Source organism: Allocoleopsis sp. (assembly GCF_036703385.1).
Lineage (GTDB): Bacteria > Cyanobacteriota > Cyanobacteriia > Cyanobacteriales > Coleofasciculaceae > Allocoleopsis.
Map to the genome: position 1 here is coordinate 1 of NZ_DATNPA010000729.1, position 19,385 is coordinate 19,385.

The 19,385-nt window shown below is 46.7% G+C and carries 14 protein-coding genes and 1 pseudogene; 7 read left to right on the plus strand and 8 right to left on the minus strand.

Annotation, left to right across the window (positions count from 1 at the left end; genetic code table 11):
• Positions 1–409, plus strand: a pseudogene (locus V6C93_RS34370) (hypothetical protein); the annotation flags it as partial.
• 81 nt (positions 410–490) lie between these two features.
• On the opposite strand, the gene V6C93_RS34375 reads toward V6C93_RS34370, so the two are convergent.
• Together V6C93_RS34375 and V6C93_RS34380 are read right to left on the minus strand one after the other, a co-directional pair.
• On the minus strand, positions 491–2,260 hold the full coding sequence (locus tag V6C93_RS34375) for a macro domain-containing protein (protein ID WP_333481186.1): 1,770 nt from the start codon (positions 2,258–2,260) through the stop codon (positions 491–493).
• A gap of 163 nt (positions 2,261–2,423) precedes the next feature.
• Positions 2,424–2,690 (minus strand): hypothetical protein, encoded by a 267-nt coding sequence (locus V6C93_RS34380; protein ID WP_333481187.1) that lies wholly within the window; start codon positions 2,688–2,690, stop codon positions 2,424–2,426.
• A 413-nt stretch (positions 2,691–3,103) separates the two neighbouring features.
• On the opposite strand from V6C93_RS34380, the gene V6C93_RS34385 reads away from it, so the two are divergent.
• Positions 3,104–6,304, plus strand: a complete 3,201-nt coding sequence (locus tag V6C93_RS34385) for a HEAT repeat domain-containing protein (RefSeq protein ID WP_333481188.1) — start codon at positions 3,104–3,106, stop codon at positions 6,302–6,304.
• Between the two features lie 222 nt (positions 6,305–6,526).
• Here V6C93_RS34385 and V6C93_RS34390 read toward each other — a convergent pair whose 3' ends face one another.
• The 5 genes from V6C93_RS34390 to rpaB (V6C93_RS34410) form a co-directional block, all read right to left on the minus strand.
• Positions 6,527–7,642 (minus strand): acyl-CoA desaturase, encoded by a 1,116-nt coding sequence (locus tag V6C93_RS34390; RefSeq protein ID WP_333481189.1) that lies wholly within the window; start codon positions 7,640–7,642, stop codon positions 6,527–6,529.
• Positions 7,643–7,780: 138 nt separating this feature from the next.
• Complete coding sequence (locus V6C93_RS34395) at positions 7,781–8,332, minus strand: DUF456 domain-containing protein (protein ID WP_333481190.1); 552 nt, start codon at positions 8,330–8,332, stop codon at positions 7,781–7,783.
• A complete protein-coding gene (locus tag V6C93_RS34400) occupies positions 8,333–9,001 on the minus strand; it encodes a cofactor assembly of complex C subunit B (protein WP_333481191.1) in 669 nt (222 codons plus the stop codon).
• An 82-nt stretch (positions 9,002–9,083) separates the two neighbouring features.
• Positions 9,084–9,812, minus strand: a complete 729-nt coding sequence (rpaB, locus tag V6C93_RS34405; RefSeq protein ID WP_333481192.1) for a response regulator transcription factor RpaB — start codon at positions 9,810–9,812, stop codon at positions 9,084–9,086.
• 47 nt (positions 9,813–9,859) lie between these two features.
• Positions 9,860–10,588: a response regulator transcription factor RpaB gene (gene rpaB, locus V6C93_RS34410; RefSeq protein WP_333481193.1), complete on the minus strand. Its 729-nt coding sequence runs from the start codon at positions 10,586–10,588 to the stop codon at positions 9,860–9,862.
• Between the two features lie 191 nt (positions 10,589–10,779).
• Here rpaB (V6C93_RS34410) and radA point away from each other — a divergent pair, with 191 nt between their 5' ends.
• Positions 10,780–12,366: a DNA repair protein RadA gene (radA, locus tag V6C93_RS34415; RefSeq protein ID WP_333481194.1), complete on the plus strand. Its 1,587-nt coding sequence runs from the start codon at positions 10,780–10,782 to the stop codon at positions 12,364–12,366.
• A gap of 79 nt (positions 12,367–12,445) precedes the next feature.
• On the opposite strand, the gene V6C93_RS34420 is transcribed toward radA, so the two are convergent.
• Positions 12,446–13,192: a creatininase family protein gene (locus V6C93_RS34420; RefSeq protein ID WP_333481195.1), complete on the minus strand. Its 747-nt coding sequence runs from the start codon at positions 13,190–13,192 to the stop codon at positions 12,446–12,448.
• 665 nt (positions 13,193–13,857) lie between these two features.
• Between V6C93_RS34420 and V6C93_RS34425 the strand changes: the two genes are divergently transcribed.
• From V6C93_RS34425 to V6C93_RS34440, 4 genes are all read left to right on the plus strand, one after another.
• Positions 13,858–14,610, plus strand: coding sequence for a response regulator transcription factor (locus V6C93_RS34425; RefSeq protein WP_333481196.1), 753 nt, complete (start codon positions 13,858–13,860; stop codon positions 14,608–14,610).
• Between the two features lie 173 nt (positions 14,611–14,783).
• The gene (locus tag V6C93_RS34430; protein ID WP_333481197.1) at positions 14,784–16,151 is read left to right on the plus strand and encodes a HAMP domain-containing sensor histidine kinase; all 1,368 of its coding nucleotides are present in this window, start codon (positions 14,784–14,786) and stop codon (positions 16,149–16,151) included.
• 69 nt (positions 16,152–16,220) lie between these two features.
• Positions 16,221–16,886 carry a phosphate signaling complex protein PhoU gene (gene phoU / locus V6C93_RS34435; protein ID WP_333481198.1) on the plus strand — a complete coding sequence of 222 codons (666 nt, stop codon included), beginning with the start codon at positions 16,221–16,223 and terminating at the stop codon, positions 16,884–16,886.
• A gap of 838 nt (positions 16,887–17,724) precedes the next feature.
• A partial coding sequence (locus V6C93_RS34440; protein WP_333481199.1) for an iron uptake porin occupies positions 17,725–19,385 on the plus strand: 1,661 nt, incomplete at its 3' end.

Consider the following 19,385-nt stretch of genomic DNA (forward strand, 5'->3'; position numbering starts at 1 on the left):
AAGAAACGTGATGCTACTGGCAAACATCCAGTTTGGTGATGTCTCTATACAACTCATCACCTTTTTCTTGGCTATTTATGCAAGCGGTGTAGTTAAAGGGAGCGATCGCATGGAGTGCAGCACCATCATGCGATCGCTCCACAGGGGAAGCTTAGCTATAGAGATAGGACTCTCTCGCGCTACTATCACCAGCTTTTTTACAGGCAAGCGCGTTGATTATTTAAACTTTGTTGAAATCAGTGAGAAGTTGGGGCTGGACTGGCAAGCGATCGCCTATATAGCGTTTCTCAGATGCGTGAAGTACAGAGCGAATAATCTCACCCCCAGCTCCAGACTTCGTCTCGCTTGCTCGCTGACGCTGCGCTCGCTGAGGCTAACGCTATCACTCTCATCTCCGGTTCCCTACTAGGGTTGTGGGAGAAAGAATCAAAGCCTCTCTCCTACAAGGAGAGAGGTTTGAGTGTACCGCATCCAACCAAGAACCGCTATATCAAATTCTCCGAATAGCATCTAAGTAGTATTGGCAAGCACTTTGCTCCAAGCAAACAAAGATTACCTTCTCAACTGAACTATTGCTCATCATAAAACCACTGACTTCACGCACTGCAATTTGAGAGGCGAGTTCAATGGGGAAACCAAATGCTCCTGTGCTAATCGATGGAAACGCAACGGTTCGGAGAGAGTATTGCTCTGCCAAAGCTAAGCTGTTATGGTAACACCTGGCTAACATCTTACCCTCGCCATGATTACCTCCCTGCCAGACTGGCCCGACTGTATGAATGACAAACCGTGCTGGTAGGTTGTAACCATTCGTAATCTTAGCTTCTCCCGTAGAAATGCCGTTGAGTTGGCGACAGGCTTCCTTGAGTTCAGTTCCAGCGATCGCATGAATGGCTGCATCGACATCACCATTGCCTGAAAAAGACTCATCTGTAGGATTAACGATTGCATCCACTTTTTGCTGAGTGATGTCACCTTCGATCACCTCAATTCGATTGTGAATGTTTTGAGGATGGCGCTGACGATGCCGCTCACTGGAACTGCGATGACGGTAGTAGCTTTGCGAAGTACTCGTTTTGCTGAACTTCGTATACTGTCGTGAATCAAGCTCAGCCTCTAACTGAGCCAAATCAGCTGCCTCTTGCTGCATTTGAGGTGAATTAGAAGTCCTCAAAACTAACTCTCTGGTTTCTTGCAGGAATCTCCTGGCTGCTTCATAGTCTCCCCGTTCCACCAGTCGTACAGCATCTTTTTTCGCTCGTGCTGCCATCATTAAGACAACCTGTTCTTGTACTTCCTGATTGGCGGAAAATTCTTGCAGTTGAGCTGAACTAACCACGGGTAATTGTAAAGCAACCCGAAGTTTTTGTCGCTCTGAGAGTTGAGGGTCATTCCAGGCTAACCGGAAATAGCACAAATCTGCTGTCTGCGTCATGGGTGGAACTCGCAGCCGGACAACTACTTCAATTGGGTTACCAATGACTAAATTAGTGAGTTGATAACGACCCTTACGATTCACCTCTAGCTCATTGAGCACTTCCATGAGTTCGACCCCCCCTTGCGGCTCAATTCCCAGACTGACTGTAGTACCAACAGTTGCCATCAACCCTTGCAGTTCAGTTTGGAAAATATCTGGGAGTTGTTGCGGCGATTCGATGTAGTAGTAGTTTCCATCACCACTATTTGCCATTGCTTCGAGCAGCTTTTCATCGTAATCATTACCCACACCCATTGTGGTTGTGCTGATGCCACGTTGTGCTAACTTGTGTACATCAGTTGCGATCGCATCTGGATTCGTCTCGCCCACATTAGCGAGTCCATCTGATAGCAGAATCACCCGGTTCAGGTGTTCGGAGTTGAGATGTTGAGCAACTACGCTTCCTCCTTCTGTCCAACCCGCATGAAGCGCAGTCATGTTTCTAGAATGAATACCCTGGATTTTCCGAATAATGCTAGCTTTATCAACTGCCAAGGTGCTGGGTACCAGGGTTTCTATCTGATCGTCATAGATGGTGACACTTACACGGTCAGTGGGTAGCAGTTGCTGTACGGCATAGCAAGCCGCTTGACGGGCATATTCAATTTTCTGCCCGTGCATTGAACCAGAGCGATCGATAACAAAACCAATATTGAGTGTCGGTCTTTTTAGTTCTACTTCAACTGTTGGCGGGATAATTCTGACTAAGACATCCAGTGTCGTAGGAGAATCTGAACTAACGGCAGCTTTTAAGGGAATTAAGTTAATCGCTGGTACTTTCATTTTTTATTACTCCTTCTAACAATGACTCGTGTATTGATGACTTGGATGTGAACGAATGGAAGATAACAGCCAAGGAAATATAGTTCTGGCTAATAAGAAGGTATGCAAGATTTCAGTCGGTATACTTTTAAGGACAGGAGGAGGCCTTGATAGAAGAGAAAGTCTAGCGACTTCCTCCAGGTGGTGAAGGTCTTGGTGAGAGCGGCTCTTGTTTTTCACTGACTGAAACACTCTTTTGTCTAGCGAAGGGAAAAATCTTAGCGTTTCCTTTGCGATCGCTCCCTTTTTCTGAAGCATGACTCAATTGACTCTCGATCTGAATTCTTGTTGAAATCTCAATTGAACTAATTTCTTGAGCCTGTGTAATGGGCTGGAACAAGTTTGCCGCTAAAATAATTGGCATCAAGGCTGTAAAATAATTAAGTTTCATAAGTAGCTCCTTTGGCCTTAATCAACGGGTAGCGTCAAAATCTTTGAGAGATTTGAGTTAGTAAATTCAGGTTATTTGGGGGATCGTCCCTTAAGCGACGTGCCTGCTAAGGAGGCTGAAGGACTCTTAAAGTTGGAGGTAAGTGCTTAGGGGAACAGAGCAAACTTAGGGGATTCCCTGAACTTCCCTGAGAAAAGTGGGTCGGCATTGATGTTGGGTTAAGTTGATGGGGGCAGACTGTAGAAGCTGTTGCTGTTGTGCTTGGGCAGCTAGCTGTCTATAAACTCATCAAACTCGACGGCTGCTTGAGATTCGGCTTGAGAAATACTTGTGATTGCTTGACTTATGCCTGACTTGCGCTAGAGAGGAAAGAAAGTCAGCATGAAAAGAGAAAATTTCTGCTAAAAAAGACCATGTCTCGGTCAATCAGAGTTGCCCCAGAGCATATACAACAGGTCAATATGGCTCTAAGGCGTCATGGCTTTCCCAGTCGAAAGGCTCTATATGAGGAGCTAGGAATTTCTCGCTCGACTACCGACAAATTTTTCACTGGGAGAGCTGTTGACTACAGTTACTTTATCGAAATTAGTGAGAGATTGGGGTTGGACTGGCACGCGATCGCATATATAGAAGACGAGCCACTCATCCAAGTAAAATCTCCCTCACCCACTGACACGCCTCCAACACAGAAGGCTATAGGGACTAATTGGCGGCAAGTTTGCCAGGACATGCTGTCACATCAAAACCAACGGCGACTGACAACGAATCCCCTAACGGCTGGGGATGGAGTTGCCTTTGAGTTGGATGAGATTTATGTCCCCTTGGGACTGATGGAGCGAAAACAGCGCGAGCGACGCATTGGTGATGTCTCCCCAGAACAGGGTTCGCGCTTATATGAGACAGAAGCGATCGATGAAATTGTTCAAACGTTTCAGCAAGATGAGTTTTTTAAGCAAGTGCTGCGTCCGGGGCGAAGCCGAAGAATTGCGATCGTTGGGGAACCAGGGGCAGGGAAAACCACGCTGTTGCAGAAGATAGCGGCATGGATACTGGATAACACGTCTGATTTGCCGATTTGGATTTCTTTGGCAGATTTGCAGGGGAAAAGTCTGGAGCAGTATTTACTAGAGGATTGGCTCAAAGCCGCTACCCGGAAAGTGCGTGTCACCGAGGCAATGCAGGATGCGTTGGGGGAATTATTCAACAGTAAACGGGTGTGGCTACTGTTGGATGCGGTGGATGAAATGAGTATCGGGGCATATGGTAATGCGCCCTTACAGTGGATGGCGAATCAGATTACAGGTTGGGTAGGTGACGCCAGAGTAGCGCTGACTTGTCGGCTCAATGTTTGGGATGCAGGGAAAAATGCTCTGGAAGCGTTTGAGACTTATCGCAATTTGGACTTTAGCTATGGAGATGCTCAAACTCCCGATCAGGTAGGACAGGTTATCAAGCGTTGGTTCAAAAGTAAGCCTCAATTAGCTGAGCAATTACGGACTGAGTTAGCTCAGCCAGGACGAGAGCGCATCAAGGATGCGGTCAAAAATCCTCTGAGATTGGCGCTGTTGTGTCGCACTTGGGCGCTAGGGCAAGGAGGGTTACCGAATACGAAAGCGGGCCTTTATCAGCAGTTTACCGAAGCGCTATATGAGTGGAAACAAGAGCGATTTCCTACAAGTTCAACACAGCGTCGGCAGTTGAATAGGGGGCTGGGTGAACTGGCGAAAAGAGCAATTTCTGAAGAAAAAACCAAGTTCCGTCTGCGACATCGCCTTGTTTGTGAGGTACTGGGCGAACCTGATACAGAATTGTTTCAGTTAGCACTTCAGTTGGGTTGGCTCAATCAAGTAGGAGTAGCAGCAGAAGTTGAAAACCGAGGTGAAAAGGTTTATGCCTTCTACCATCCTACATTCCAGGAATATTTTGCAGCGCAAGCCATTAATGATTGGCACTATTTTCTGAACCACATTCCCCACAATCCAGCACAAGGTACTTATCGTATTTTTGAGCCTTCTTGGAAAGAGGTGATTTTGCTGTGGTTGGGACGGAAGGATGTTCCAAAAGAACACAAGGAAGAATTTATCACGGTATTGGTGGAGTTTAAGGATGGATGTGGAGAAGGCTTTTTTGACGGGTATCGATACAGGGGATTTTATGAATATAGAGCCTACTTTCTAGCTGCATCGGGAATTGCTGAGTTTTCCGGCTATAGCCAGAGTGATGGGATTGTGGATCAACTCGTCACGTGGGGGATTGGGGATTTCAACCCAGCTAGAGCTGCATTACAACAGACGGAACGTCGTAGGGCAATTGCGGCATTAGTGCAACTGCTTAGGTCAACGGAGGATGAAACTACCCGTAGGTACGTGGCATTTTTCTTAAGGAAAATTGGCATAGGTAATCCTGAAGCGATTGCAGCATTAGTGCAACTGCTTCAATCAACGGAGGATGAAACTACTCGTAGACTTACGATTGACAGTTTGGGGGAGATTGGCTCTGATAGCCCAGAAGTAATCAATGCATTAGTACGAGTGCTTGAATCAACCAAGAATGAATACATTTGCCAGCAAGCCGTTTATAACTTAGGAAAAGTTGGTATAGGTAATGAAACAGCACTCACAGCATTAGAGCAATTTGTTAAGTCTACTGAGGATGAGAATACCCGTAGGCTAGCAGTGTATAACTTATGGAAAATTGCCAATGGTAATTTAACAACAATCACATCGTTGGTGCAACTTATTAAGTCTATTGAGGATGAATACGCCTATTGGCAACGAGGTGCTGCTGATAGGTCTAGAGATGATGGCGCAGGCAATCCTCAAGCAATTACTACATTAGTGCAAATGCTTGAGTCAACGAAGGATGAAGAAATTCATTTACTAGTGGCAACTAGCTTAGGGGAAATTGGTAGAGACAATGAAGCAGCAGCTATGGCATTAGTGCAACTGCTTAGATCAACTAAGAATGAATCCATTCGTAGGCAAGCCGCCTCGAGCTTAAGGAAAATTGCTACAGGTAATTCTGAAGCAATTGCAGCATTAGTACAACTGCTTAAATTAACTAAGGATGAATCCACCCGTAGGCGAGCAGTTGTTAGCTTGGGGGAGATTGGCTTGAGTAGCTTAGAAGCAATCAACGCGTTAGTGCAAATGCTTGAGTCAACCAAGAATGAATACACTCGTCAGCAAGTGGTTTATAGCTTAGGGAAAATTGGTTTGAGTAGCCCAGAAGCAATCAAGGCATTAGTGCAAATACTTGAGTCATCGGAGGATAAATATACCCTTTGGCAAGCAGCTTATAGCTTAGGAAAAATTGATCCGGGCAATTCAGAAGCCGTTAAGGTGTTACTCCAATTGTTGGAGTCAACTCAGAACAGATCCATCCGTAGGCAAGCGGCTGATAGTTTGAATAAAATCTTGCGAGACGATCAGTTACCAGGAGTGATCGCAGCCTTGAAAAACTACTTATCAGCTGAAACCTACGCTCAGAACTTTCAGCAATTCCGTGAGTGCTACGAAGTCATATGGCACTGTTCTCATCATATGAGCTACCCAGCCTTTTACCAGGCTTGGCACACTCAATCCATGCTCACCCATATAGAACCCTCCCGTTGAGCAAATCCTGGGGTTTCTCGTTTGGATGGCGCAGTCGGGCTGAGCGGTACTTGAGAATGGAATATGCGAAAGGGGCACGACATATCTTGCCCCTATAAGGTTATATACGCATTTAGAGAAACGCTATATTCAGCAGCGAGATAGGCTGAAACCGACTTGGCTTACATCAGTTTTGAATGAATGCGATCGCCTCTGCCCTGCACATAGCGGAATCACTCCAGTTCATGAACCTGAATTCATCACACTGACAAGCTTCACCCTAGCAGGTGAACGCCCCATTGCTTTCAACCAGCGATAATTAGAACTCAGAATTTCTCTAAACGTTCCATAAACCTTATACTCAACGCCAAATTCTTGGCAAACCTCTTGCACAATTTTCGCTAATTTGGGGTAGTGAATATGACAAACTTTTGGAAATAGGTGATGAACGGCTTGATAGTTGAGTCCTCCAACATACCAGTTTATGAATTTGTTTTTGGGAGCAAAATCTACCGTTGTCTTTAGTTGATGAATCGCCCATTCATCTTCTATCTCGATTACCTCTCCCTTGGCTGTTACAAAATCGGCTGAATCCAACACATGAGCCAACATAAAGACAATGTTGATAATCACCCCATACGTCATAAAGGTAACAAGCACTCCCAAAAGTACCTGCAATGGGGTATATCCAACAGCTAATGGGACACCAATCACATAGGCAAGCCAAATCACTTTAAATCCCAAAAGCGTTATCTTCTCTGAAGGCTTGAGACGTGGGATGCTATACCCGTGATATTTGCCCTTTCTTAAAATTAAATCCACATCACAGTAAGACCAATACAAAGGGACAAAACAATAGAGCAACCAAATGTAAATATGTTGATAACGGTGATACCATTGGTGTTCTTGAGTTGGATACATTCTCACCCAGCCATCACCATCTATTTCAACATCATGCCCTGGGATATTTGTATAAGTATGATGCAATACGTTATGACGATATCTCCATAAATAGCTGGAAATTCCCAGAAAATCATAAGTCAAACCCAAGACCCCATTAACATATTTGTTATTGGAATAGCCTCCATGAATGGCATCATGCCCAATATTAAATACAAACCCTGCCATACCAAAAGCGAGAATTATACAGCCCAATAGTCTCATCCAGCCGGATAAGGGGCCAAAAACTATTAATATCCAAGCCGAAATAATCCAGCCAAACAAAATAGCTGTTTTGAGATACATGGATGGATTATCTCTAGGGGAAATATTTTCAGATTTAAAATAATCCTTAACTCTTCGATTTAGTTCTTTTCTAAACCCAATTTCTTTGGCAAAAGTAATCTTGGCGTGTTCCATACTATCCGATAAACACAAAGACCTGTAGTATAACCTGTCTACAATGCCACATCTAGATAGCTATGTGCTAAAAATCACATGAAAGAGCGGTGTCATCCCGCATGGTTGACCTATCCGTAAAGATTTCATCGGAATTTCTTATACCCCAGCTCCCGGAGGCCAAGTGGAGACGACAAAGATAATCACCGCCGCGATCGCTAACAACCCCTCAATTAAATTCCCAATCAGCGAACCCACCACGACCCCTAAACCCGCCTTAACCGACTGGTTCGTTCTTTCCCCTACAGGCAACTCCCGCCGATAGATAAACTCTCCGATGATGGCTCCCAACAGAGGGCCAATCAGAATACCCAGCAGTGGGCCACCAAACAGCCAAGCTGGGAGGAGACCGAAAAACCCTAACGCTAATCCGACAAAGGCACCAATTTGCCCCCACTTACTAGCACCTGCTTGTCTGGCACCCCAGTAGGTCGCTAAAAATTCAACGCCAGCACTCAGTATCAAAATCAAAAATATCGCTATCAAGGGTAGCCAGTTAACATGAGCAACGCCCTGGCTCACCTGGACGACCGTCCAAACTAAAATTGCACCTAAAATCAAGCTAGGGCCAGGAATGCCGGGAACCACAGCCCCGACAATACCCACTAGCATCACGGCAATCAGTATCCAGTAAAGAATGGTTATTAGCATTTAAATCTCAGCAGTGGCGACATCATCTGCTACTCGCGTCAGAGTATAAGCCAGTTTGTCCGCAATCCCCTCGATCCAATTTTCATCTTGTTTAGTGTAACTACGGGGGGCATTGGCTCCTAAAATCAGCGCCCCCCGATCGCCAATCGGTTGGCAGATGAGCCCTTGAGTATTTTCTGGCAGGTAGTCAAATTCAATTCGCCCTGGATATAGCTTGAGGTTAACCAGGTAAACGGGCTTTTGTTTTTCCAGTACCCGTGTCAAAATAGCTCCCGGTTTAACTTGTGGGTTAACGCCTAAAATTCCTCGGCGCAACAGGACTTTGCCTTCATAAAAAACCACCAGCGATCGCGTCACTGTATTCGTCAGTAATAGATGCGACGCCCATGCTAGTTCAGTTTTCACCTGTTCGGGTAACTCTGGTGCTAGTTCAAATCCCTCCTCTCCAATCAGGTCAACCGCTTCCGGCGATCGCGGCTGTACCTGTTGCCACAGTAAACCAGTCAAAATCAACACTGCGCTTAAAATCACGCCTAGAGCATCTGAGCGTGCCTGAGCCTCCGTCAGTTGGGGCGTAAGCAAACGGTTAGTCAGCAGCAAGATACCTGCTAACCCCCCAACGACGAAGGGTAGCTGCCGCAGCATATAATTTTGATCGGGTTGACGCATACTCAATTTAGTAAAAATGCAAGAGTAAAAATTAAAAAAGGAAGCTCCCTCAGTGAGTTTTTAATTTTTAATCTTGTCTCAATTACTCCTCCCCTGATTCAGTAATCCGCCTGAAAAAATAACCCGTCGTTCGTGCCGTCAGAATCAGCTCAGGATTAGTGGGATCATCTTCTAACTTGGCTCGTAGCCGTGAGATATGAACATCTACCACACGGGTATCGACGTGACGTTCCGGTGTGTAACCCCAGACTTCCTGCAAAATCTCCGATCGCGAGAAGGGTTCTCCAGAGCGACTCACTAATAGTTCCAAGAGACTGAACTCCATACCCGTGAGCCGAATGCGCTCATTTCCCTTATAAACCTGCCGCTTGTTCGTGTCGATTTTGATACTGCTGACCTGGATGACGCCAGAACTGGGAATTCCGGAAGCCCCAACTTTGTCAACCCGTCGTAATACAGAGCGTATCCGGGCTTCCAACTCTTTGGGGGAAAAAGGCTTGACAACATAGTCATCTGCCCCTAATTCTAGACCTGTAATTCGGTCGGCAACATCGCCCAAGGCTGTGAGCATAATGACAGGCACACCGGACGCCTTTCGTAATTCCTGACAAACGCCGTAACCATCGAGCTTCGGCATCATTACGTCCAACACGACCAGGTCAGGGTCAGTCCTGCGAAAGGTTTCCAGAGCTTCTTCCCCATCAGCCGCCGTGACGACTTCATAGCCAATCATGGAAAGACGAGTTTCCAAAATACGGCGGATACTGGCTTCATCATCGACAACCAAGATTTTTTCTGTATGACTTTCCAAGTGATTCAATTCTCCTAAATGAGGGCTGGTGAATGGTTCCGTTCTAATTACTCTTCCCCTGGTTCAATAATCCGTTGAAACAAATAACCCGTTCCTCGTGCTGTCAAAATCAGCTCAGGATTGCTGGGATCATCTTCTAACTTGGCTCGTAGCCGTGAGATGTGGACATCTACCACACGGGTATCGACGTGGCGTTCCGGTGTGTAACCCCAGACTTCCTGCAAAATCTCCGATCGCGAGAAGGGCTCCCCAGAGCGGCTTACTAATAGTTCCAGGAGACTGAACTCCATGCCCGTGAGTCGAATGCGCTCATCTCCCTTATAAACCTGCCGCTTGTTGGTATCGATTTTGATACTGCTGACATGGATGACGCCAGAACTGGGAATGCCAGAACCACCTACCTTGTCAACCCGTCGTAATACAGACCGGATGCGGGCTTCCAACTCTTTTGGGGAAAAGGGCTTGACAACATAGTCATCTGCTCCTAATTCTAGACCTGTAATTCGGTCGGCAACATCCCCTAATGCCGTTAGCATAATGATGGGGACATCGGATTCCTTTCGCAATTCCTGACAGACCCCGTAACCATCGAGCTTCGGCATCATCACATCCAACACGACCAGGTCAGGGTCAGCGTTACGAAAGGTTTCCAGAGCTTCTTCTCCATCGGCTGCCGTGACAACATCGTAGCCAATCATGGAAAGACGAGTTTCCAAGATGCGGCGGATACTGGCTTCATCATCGACAACCAGGATTTTTTCCTTATGATTTTCCAATTGACTCAGTACTCCCAAAAGATGCTCGGCGAATTGTTAATTTATTGAGTAGCTTATCTCTAAGATATAACGCTATAAGAAGGTTTTTTAAGAGTTGAATACTCTATCCTTTGGCGGTTTGCTGCTTATCTTACCTATTTCTTTAATTATTAAGATTTCCTTAATAATCCTTAACACTTCTTTAGCTCAGGATGGCAAAGACTAAATCTGTATATATATGTAACCAATGTGGAGAAAACTTCTCACAATGGTTTGGCAAATGTTCAGCCTGCGGCACCTACAATTCTCTGGAAGAAGAGGTGTTAACATCATCAACCCCTCTCAATATTAATCGGGGTGGTTGGCAATCAAATACCCGCTCTGAGCGCAAGTCAGCTAGTAAAGGTCCAGCGCAACCGAGATCGTCGCTCAAGTTCTCGGAAATTTCTAACAATGTCCAGATGCGGTTTGCGTCCGGCTACACTGAACTAGACCGGGTACTGGGGGGAGGGATTGTTCCGGGCTCGTTGGTGTTGATTGGTGGCGATCCGGGGATTGGGAAATCGACGCTACTGCTGCAAGTAGCGAATCAGCTAGCCCAGAATCATCGTATCCTTTATGTTTGTGCAGAAGAATCGGGACAACAGGTAAAACTACGAGCATCTCGCCTGGGCGTTGGAGCTCAACCCGTAGAGGAGGAGATACCGAACGGCGCAGCGAAAAAGCGAGGTAAGTCCTCACAGAACGGACACAAAGATTCTGTGGGTTCAGAAAGCCCAGCAACTCCAGGAACACCATCCCAACCCCAGGCGGATGCCAACCTCTACGTGCTCCCAGAAACCGATTTGGAAGAAGTACTGCGGGAGTTAGAGTCCCTCAAGCCGCAGGTTGCTGTGATTGATAGTATTCAGACGCTGTACTTTGCCGCGTTGACTTCTGCACCCGGTTCCGTAGCACAGGTGAGGGAATGTACGTCAGCACTGATGCAGGTGGCGAAACGGGAGAATATTACGTTGCTGATTGTGGGGCATGTTACTAAGGAAGGTGCGATCGCAGGCCCAAGGGTATTAGAACACTTAGTCGATACGGTACTGTATTTTGAAGGCGATCGCTTTGCCTCTCATCGCCTCCTGCGTTCTGTAAAAAACCGCTTTGGTGCCACCCACGAAATTGGCATTTTTGAAATGGTGGATAAAGGCTTGCAGGAAGTCCTGAATCCCTCTGAACTGTTTTTAGGCAACCGAGATGAAAGTAGTCCCGGCACAGCTACCGTTGTGGCTTGTGAAGGCACCCGTCCACTCGTGGTAGAGTTGCAGGCGCTAGTGAGTCCGGCTAGTTATGGTTCACCTCGTCGCTCAACCACAGGTGTAGACTATAACCGATTGCAACAAATTCTCGCGGTTTTGGAAAAGCGGGTGGGGATTCCCCTATCGAAGTTAGATGCCTACGTTGCCACATCGGGCGGGTTGGGCGTTGAGGAACCGGCGGCTGATTTGGGGGTGGCGATCGCAGTTGTTGCCAGTTTTCGCGATCGCATTGTCGATCCCCGCACAGTTATGATCGGTGAAGTGGGCTTAGGTGGACAGGTGCGACTGGTTTCTCAAATGGAACTCCGCCTCAAAGAAGCCGCCAAGTTAGGCTTCAAGCGAGCAATTATTCCCAAAGGGCAAACCTTACCGGATATGGGTTTAGAAATCATCCCGGTAGGTAGAGTGCTCGATGCGATTATTGCTGCCTTGCCTGGAGGTTTGCGCCAGAATTTGGATGATGACGGTGATGAGGAGATGTTAGAGGGTTGAAGGTTGGAAGGTTAAAGGTTTGAAGGTTGATACTACTCTTTGTAACCTGCTAACTTTCAATCTGCTAACTTTCAACCCATCAATCCGCATTCAAAAATTCCAAATATGAACCACTCAATTCTTTAACTGATAGCTCATAAAATCGCTTCCCATGTTCCGGCGTTGCCAAAGATGGGTTAGAACCCATACGTCCATCGGGATAGCGCCGTCGAAAGTCTACTGCACCGTAGATCGTGTGTCCGCAAGCAACAGAGGCGAGCAAGGGGGTGTGCTTGATAGCCTCAGGATAAATATACTGAGTCACGGCAATTTCGCTAGGCGTGGCATGGGAGCCTTCTTGGTTACCGTACAATTCTTTCGCTAACTTATAGACAGAAGCACAGGTGAACCAGTTGGCAACGTGGCACTGTACCCGCTCGGCATTGGGAATATTCAAGTCTGTTAAGTGAGCATAACTCTCCGCGAAAGCCGCCTTCAAGGTGGCAATATTACCACCGTGACCATTAATAAAGAAAAATTTAGTAAACCCCGCTCTGGTCAAGCTAGTGAGATAATCTCGAACGAGCTGAATTAACGTACTGGGTTGCAAGCTAATCGTGCCAGGAAATCCCGTATGATGCAGTGCCATCCCTACGTTAATGGTTGGGCCAACTAAGGCGTTAGTGGCTTCGCCAACACCCTTGGCGATCGCTTCTGCACAAATCGCATCGGTGCCTATTAGTCCCGTGGGTCCATGTTGCTCTGTTGAACCAACGGGCAAAATAATGCCTGAAGACTGCTCTAGGTAAGCCTCAACCTCTGTCCAAGTACACAAATGTAGCAGCATTGTCATTTAGTCTCGCGTCGATAATCTTTAGGCTCTGTATGCTCAGTAGACGATGGCAGGACTTGTCGCGAATCAGGCCGGCCTAAACCCAGAAACATAGGCTATGCCATTATGCGACGAGTAACGCTTGCAATGCACTTATAGCTCCAACCCGGAGCGGAATTGGAGACTTATAAGATTGAAGCTGAAGTCAATACTGTTCGGTTAACCTCTCCCCCATACCCCTCTCTAGGAAAAAAGGGAGGAAAGACTCCCCCTTCCTCTTCTGGCAAAGCCGGAGCTTTGGTGAAGAGGCGGGGGGTTAAGTCTGCCTAATCCGAACAGTCTTGAAGCTGAAGTAGATAACCCTGATGCGTGCAACCTATAAAACAGCTGAAGCGAGAGGGCTATATAGCTCAGCTCCCTGCGTTCATACTGTCAACCCCTTTATCTGTCATACTAAACGTATGACTTGTATTACACTTTGTGCATATTATTGCAATAAGTTGGCATCAGCAACAAACTCAAGCAAAACTTATTAAGTCTTAAAACACTAGGGATTACAGGTTTGTGTAAAGCTGTACTAAGAAGAGGTACACTCCTTAACCTTTCTTTTTCTCTCTTTGAAGGAAGAGTTTTAGTGTATACCTAGGCTTAGAACTTCAAAATACTCGGTTACTTAGTTTATGCTTTCTCTCGATCTACCGCAGAGTCCTACCCGTCCAGAGCTGGCTCAAGCGACGCGAATTCTGGTTGTGGAAGACGAAGATTTAATTCGGGAAATGCTTGTTCTCGCTTTAGAAGAAGAAGGCTATGAGGTTAACACAGCTGTTGATGGGCGGACAGCACTAGCACTCTTTCAAGATTCAGAGCCAACCGACAGGGAGTTCCAATTTGACTTATTGATATTGGATCTGATGCTGCCCCAAATCAATGGGTTAGATCTGTGTCGCTTGTTACGTTATCACGGTAACTTTGTCCCGATCTTGATTCTCAGCGCAAAAGCCAGTGAAACAGACCGGGTTTTGGGGTTAGAAGTCGGAGCAGATGACTACCTCACCAAGCCCTTCAGTATGCGGGAGCTGATCGCTCGTTGTCGTGCCTTACTCCGTCGTCAACGCTTGAGCGCTCTGCCCCAGACACCCATGCTACAAATGCGGGATGTCGCGCTCTATCCTCAAGAGTGCCGCGTAACGGTTCGGGGCAAAGAAGTGAACTTATCACCGAAGGAATTCCGGCTTTTAGAGTTATTCATGAGTTATCCTCGCCGGGTTTGGTCACGCGAACAGTTAATTGATCAGGTGTGGGGGCCGGATTTTCTGGGGGACACAAAAACAGTGGATGTTCATATTCGCTGGCTGCGGGAGAAATTAGAACAAGACCCCAGCCAGCCAGAATATCTGATTACGGTGCGTGGTTTCGGCTACCGATTCGGTTGAAGGTTGAACGTTAAAGGTTAGAAGGTTGAACGTTTCAAGATTGAAGGTTGGCTGCGATCGCACACAGTTATAGAGTTCGATCCATTAAAAGTGGAATGTGTGATAGTAGGGGTGAAACGTTACAATATTTGAACTTTCAACCTGCAAACCTTCAACCTTGCAACCGATAAACGATGACCCTACTCGCATTTTTACTGGGTCTGGCTCTGGGAATAGGGTTTTGGCTTTGGCAGAGGCAACGGCTCCAACGGCAACTCAAGCAAATGTTGGGTGTCTTACAGACGGATGCCTCTAGTACAGCTATGTCAGTCGTTTCTCGCTTGCGGCAGGAAATTGCACAAGCAAATGAGCATCGCTCACAGCTGGAAGAAAGACTGCAAACGTGGCGGCGACTGCTAGAGGTAGCTCCACTAGGATATTTGCAGGTGGATGAAGAGAATCGGTTGCTTTGCTGCAACGATCAGGCACGTCATTTATTGCAAATTGATCGATGGGAACCCAGACAGCTACGCTTACTGCTGGAACTGGTGCGTTCCTACGAACTCGATCAGCTCATTGAACAAACTCGTCACCAGCAAAAACCGACTATCCAGGAATGGGTGTTTCACCCCCCTTGTTTAGATGGGGAAGCAATGGGAGAAGTGCGATCGCTCACCTTACGCGCGTCGAGTTGGCCGCTCCCTCACGGACATGTTGGGGTCTTTCTGGAAAATCGGCAACCTCTCATCGAACTTGCTCAATCCCGGAATCAGTGGTTTTCTGACTTAGCTCACGAACTGAGAACGCCTCTGACCTCAATTCGCTTGGTAGCGGAAGCCTTGCAGGGGCGTCTAGAGAATCCAGCACGCCGTTGGGTTGAACAACTGCTACACGAAACAAACCGACTGATTAACCTCATACAAAATTGGCTGGAACTCAGCAATCTGGAGAAAAATCCTAGCAAAAGTCTCACTTACCAATCTCTAGAATTGCGTTCTTTAATTCAGTCAGCTTGGCAAACCCTAGAACCCTTAGCACAACAAAAGCAAATGTGTCTTGCCTATGTTGGGCCCGACACCCTTTGGATTAGAGCCGATGAAGCTCGCCTCACCCAAGTTTTTCTCAATTTATTCGATAACAGTATTAAACACAGCCATCGCCAAGGAACGATTCGGGTTGAAGTGACGGCAAGAGAAGCACAAGTACTCGATAGCGAGGGGACTGTTGATTCTCCCCCTTTTAGCAACGCCTCCGACCAGCCCGATAGCGACGCTTCACCTTCATTGATTCAAATCGATATGATTGACACAGGCTCTGGCTTCGCCGACTCAGACTTACCTCATGTTTTTAAGCGACTTTACCGAGGAGATCCCTCACGACAAAAGTCACAAGGCACGTCTGAGCCTTTTACCTTAGTAGGAAGCAGTGGTAGCGGCTTGGGACTCTCAATTATTCAACAAATTATTCAGGCGCACGGGGGTACTGTCCAGGCAAGGAATCATCCGGAGACAGGAGGAGCTTGGTTACAAATTAAACTGCCAGATCACAAAAATTTAAGTTAAGTTAACTTTGATTTGCTATCACTGTAAATAGTAGTCCATGCTCGCTCTGATTCTTTAAGGCAATTTGAGGTGAGTCTATCTTCTGCAAGTAGCAATTCTGAACGTGTCCATTTTGAACGCAGCCTCAGGCGCTTAGAGCAAGATGTCTTGCGCATGGGCGCGTTGGTAGAAAACTCGTTTCGCCTGAGCCACCAAGCCTTATTCTCCCAAAACTTGGAAGCGGCTCAATCCCTTCCCTTACTTGATAAGCAAATTGATCGCTACTATCGCCAAATTGAGCTAGATTGTGCCACATTGATGACGCTCGAAGCTCCAGTGGCACAAGATTTACGTCTGCTCAGTGCTTTTATGCAGCTGGTGCGAGACCTAGAGCGAATCGGTGACTATGCTGAAGATTTAGCAGAAATCGCCATCAAGCTCTTACCGTACCCGCCTCATGGTTGCTTGCCTCAGATTGAGGTGATGTCCCATCATGCCCAAGCGATGCTCGCTACTAGCTTAGTAGCGCTAGCCGATTTAGATGCGAATGCTGGGCGATCAATCAAGGAACTGGATGATAAAGTTGATACGGCTTACGACACGCTTTACCACACCCTGGCTCATCAGCAGGACATCAAAGGAATTGTGGAACCCATTCTCTTGTTAGCGTTAGTGATCCGTCATCTAGAGCGAATGGCCGATCATGCGACCAACATCGGTCAACGAGTGACTTACATTGTCACAGGTCACCGCTAATAAAAGTAAAAGCCTAAAGGAAAAAATATAACAACTGGTAGGTTAACCTCAGGATTACCCCAATCTTACCTATTCCTAAACTGACAGCCTTACTATCTATACAAGAGACGTGTTTGGTAAATCGATTTACTAAACATGTCTGATCCCTCTATCTCGCGGCAACCGAACTAGCCTTGGCAATATTCTATCTCAGGAACAAAGCCAGTACTGTACCCAAGACTTAGGCGATCGCTTACAACGCACCGCTAAAGCCAGCCTTTGTTGCACTTTATCGTTCCGATTCCAAATAAATTATGAGGGTTTGAGAATCGCTAATACGATTTGGGATAGGAAATTTTAGCTGGGGATTATGTTAATCTCTGGCGAGAAGCAAGCTAGGGTTCAATGAAATACAAGAGCATTCAAGCTTTTTGCTTATATAGCGTTTTCAAATGGGTTGTGAACAGAGAGCGTGCTAAAAGCTTTATCCAGCAAGGGTTGTACTTTACATCCCAAATGAAAACACTATAATAGTTTCAAGAATTATTGCGTTGTCAATCTCAATCCAAATGTATACACAATTACATAAATAGCTGGTGCTGTTCTTAACTTGCGCCGCTTCTACACTTTGTGCAACTCATTGAAGGAACAGGATTTCCATCAATTTAGTTTAATTGGGGCTAATTTATCCATCAAAAAAATTTTTAAAAGTTATCTTTTGATAAAAAAAGATGATAACCTAAGCGATGAGAATTGATTTCGATGGTGTTTAATCAAATCAAGAAATTTGAGGCTGACTCGTTCATGCTTCGTGTTTCTTGATAGTCTCTATAGGTGTGAGTGAGGAGTAAGAAGCATCATGTCAACCCTGTTCTGGAAAATTTTAAAACTCAGTCCAGTTCTGCTGGGATCGTTTTTACTGTTTGCTGGTAATGCCTACGCACGCGAGGGCAATTCTGAACAGACAGCCGCAAATCTTACTGAAGTCCCTGTGGTCTCGTCAACTCAGCGGCCTGAAACTCAAGTTATTCCTAGCAGTGCTAGCCAAGCTACACTTTCTCCTGAAAGCGTTGTTGAAGCCTCAAGCCAGCTGCCTGAGAACACAATTACCCAAACCTCAGTTTCCCCGCTGACCTCTTCAGAGCCGACGGCAAATTTGAACCGTGCAGAAAGCCGCCTAGCTCAGCAGGTACCAACCACAGGCAACACAACGGCTGAATCTTCCGATGTTTTGGAGCAAGTCGAACAATACCAACAAGACAACGGTGGAACTAGTGCTGATTCCCTCGACCAAGTTACCAATGTCACCCAGCTGAGTGATGTAAGACCAACTGACTGGGCTTACGAAGCATTACGTTCTCTGGTAGAGCGCTACGGCTGTATTGCAGGTTACCCGGATGGAACCTTCCGGGGCAACCGGGCGATGACGCGCTATGAATTTGCGGCTGGATTGAATGCCTGCTTACAGCAAGTTGAGCGGATCATCCAAGGCGGTGGTGAAGGCTTCGCTAGCAAAAAGGACTTAGAAACGCTCCAGCGCCTAGTAGACGAATTCCGCACCGAATTGACCGCCTTAGGTGGGCGAGTGGATAAGCTGGAAGGACGGACGGCGTTTTTGGAAGACCATCAGTTCTCGACGACGACCAAGCTGAAAGGGGAAGTTATCTTCAACATTGCCGATTTGTTTGGCGATCAAGCGGCTCTTTCTCCAGCCAGGAAGCCGACCCTGCTGAATCCGACAGCTGATTACCGTAACTCCGAAACCGTCTTTCAAGACCGGGTACGGCTTAACTTTGAAACCAGCTTCACGGGGAAAGACCTCTTACGCACTCGTCTTCAGGCTGCTAACATTACTGAATTCGGTCCCCTGAGAAACAACTCCGCAGGAAATCCCCCAGGTACAAACATTACTAGAGAAGGTCGATTCGGCTTTCAAGCGGATAATGGAAACGATGTCTTGCTCGAACGACTGTTCTATCGTTTTCCAGTTAGCAAGTTAGCCCAAGTCACCCTCTTTGCAAGAGGCCAGACTGAAGACATTGTAGATCCTCTCAACCCTGGTCTTGACTCCAGTGGTGCTGGTGCCCTATCCCGCTTTGGGCGCTATAGCCCCATTTATCGTATGGGGGGTCAGGCTGGTGCCGGCGCTGCCGTATCGTTGGGTGGAAAAAGCCCTATCCGAGTAGACTTGGGTTACTTAGCGGAAAATGGTAACGTTCCCGACGAAAAGTTTGGTCTTTTTGATGGTAACTTCCTTGCTCTTGGTCAGGTCACGTTTCAGCCTACCCAAAAATTCCGCGTAGCTGGTACCTACGTTCATTTATATGATCGCTCCAACCTGCGTCATGGTGAAGGGAGTATTGCATCTCAGATTCAAACGGGGCGTCCTCTTGTCGGCAACTCTTACGGACTCGAAGCGACCTTCGCCTTCACGCCACAACTTGTTCTGAGTGGCTGGGGTAACTATACTGCTGCGAGAGCCATTGGTCTTGGTGATGCTGATATCTGGTCGTATGGTGG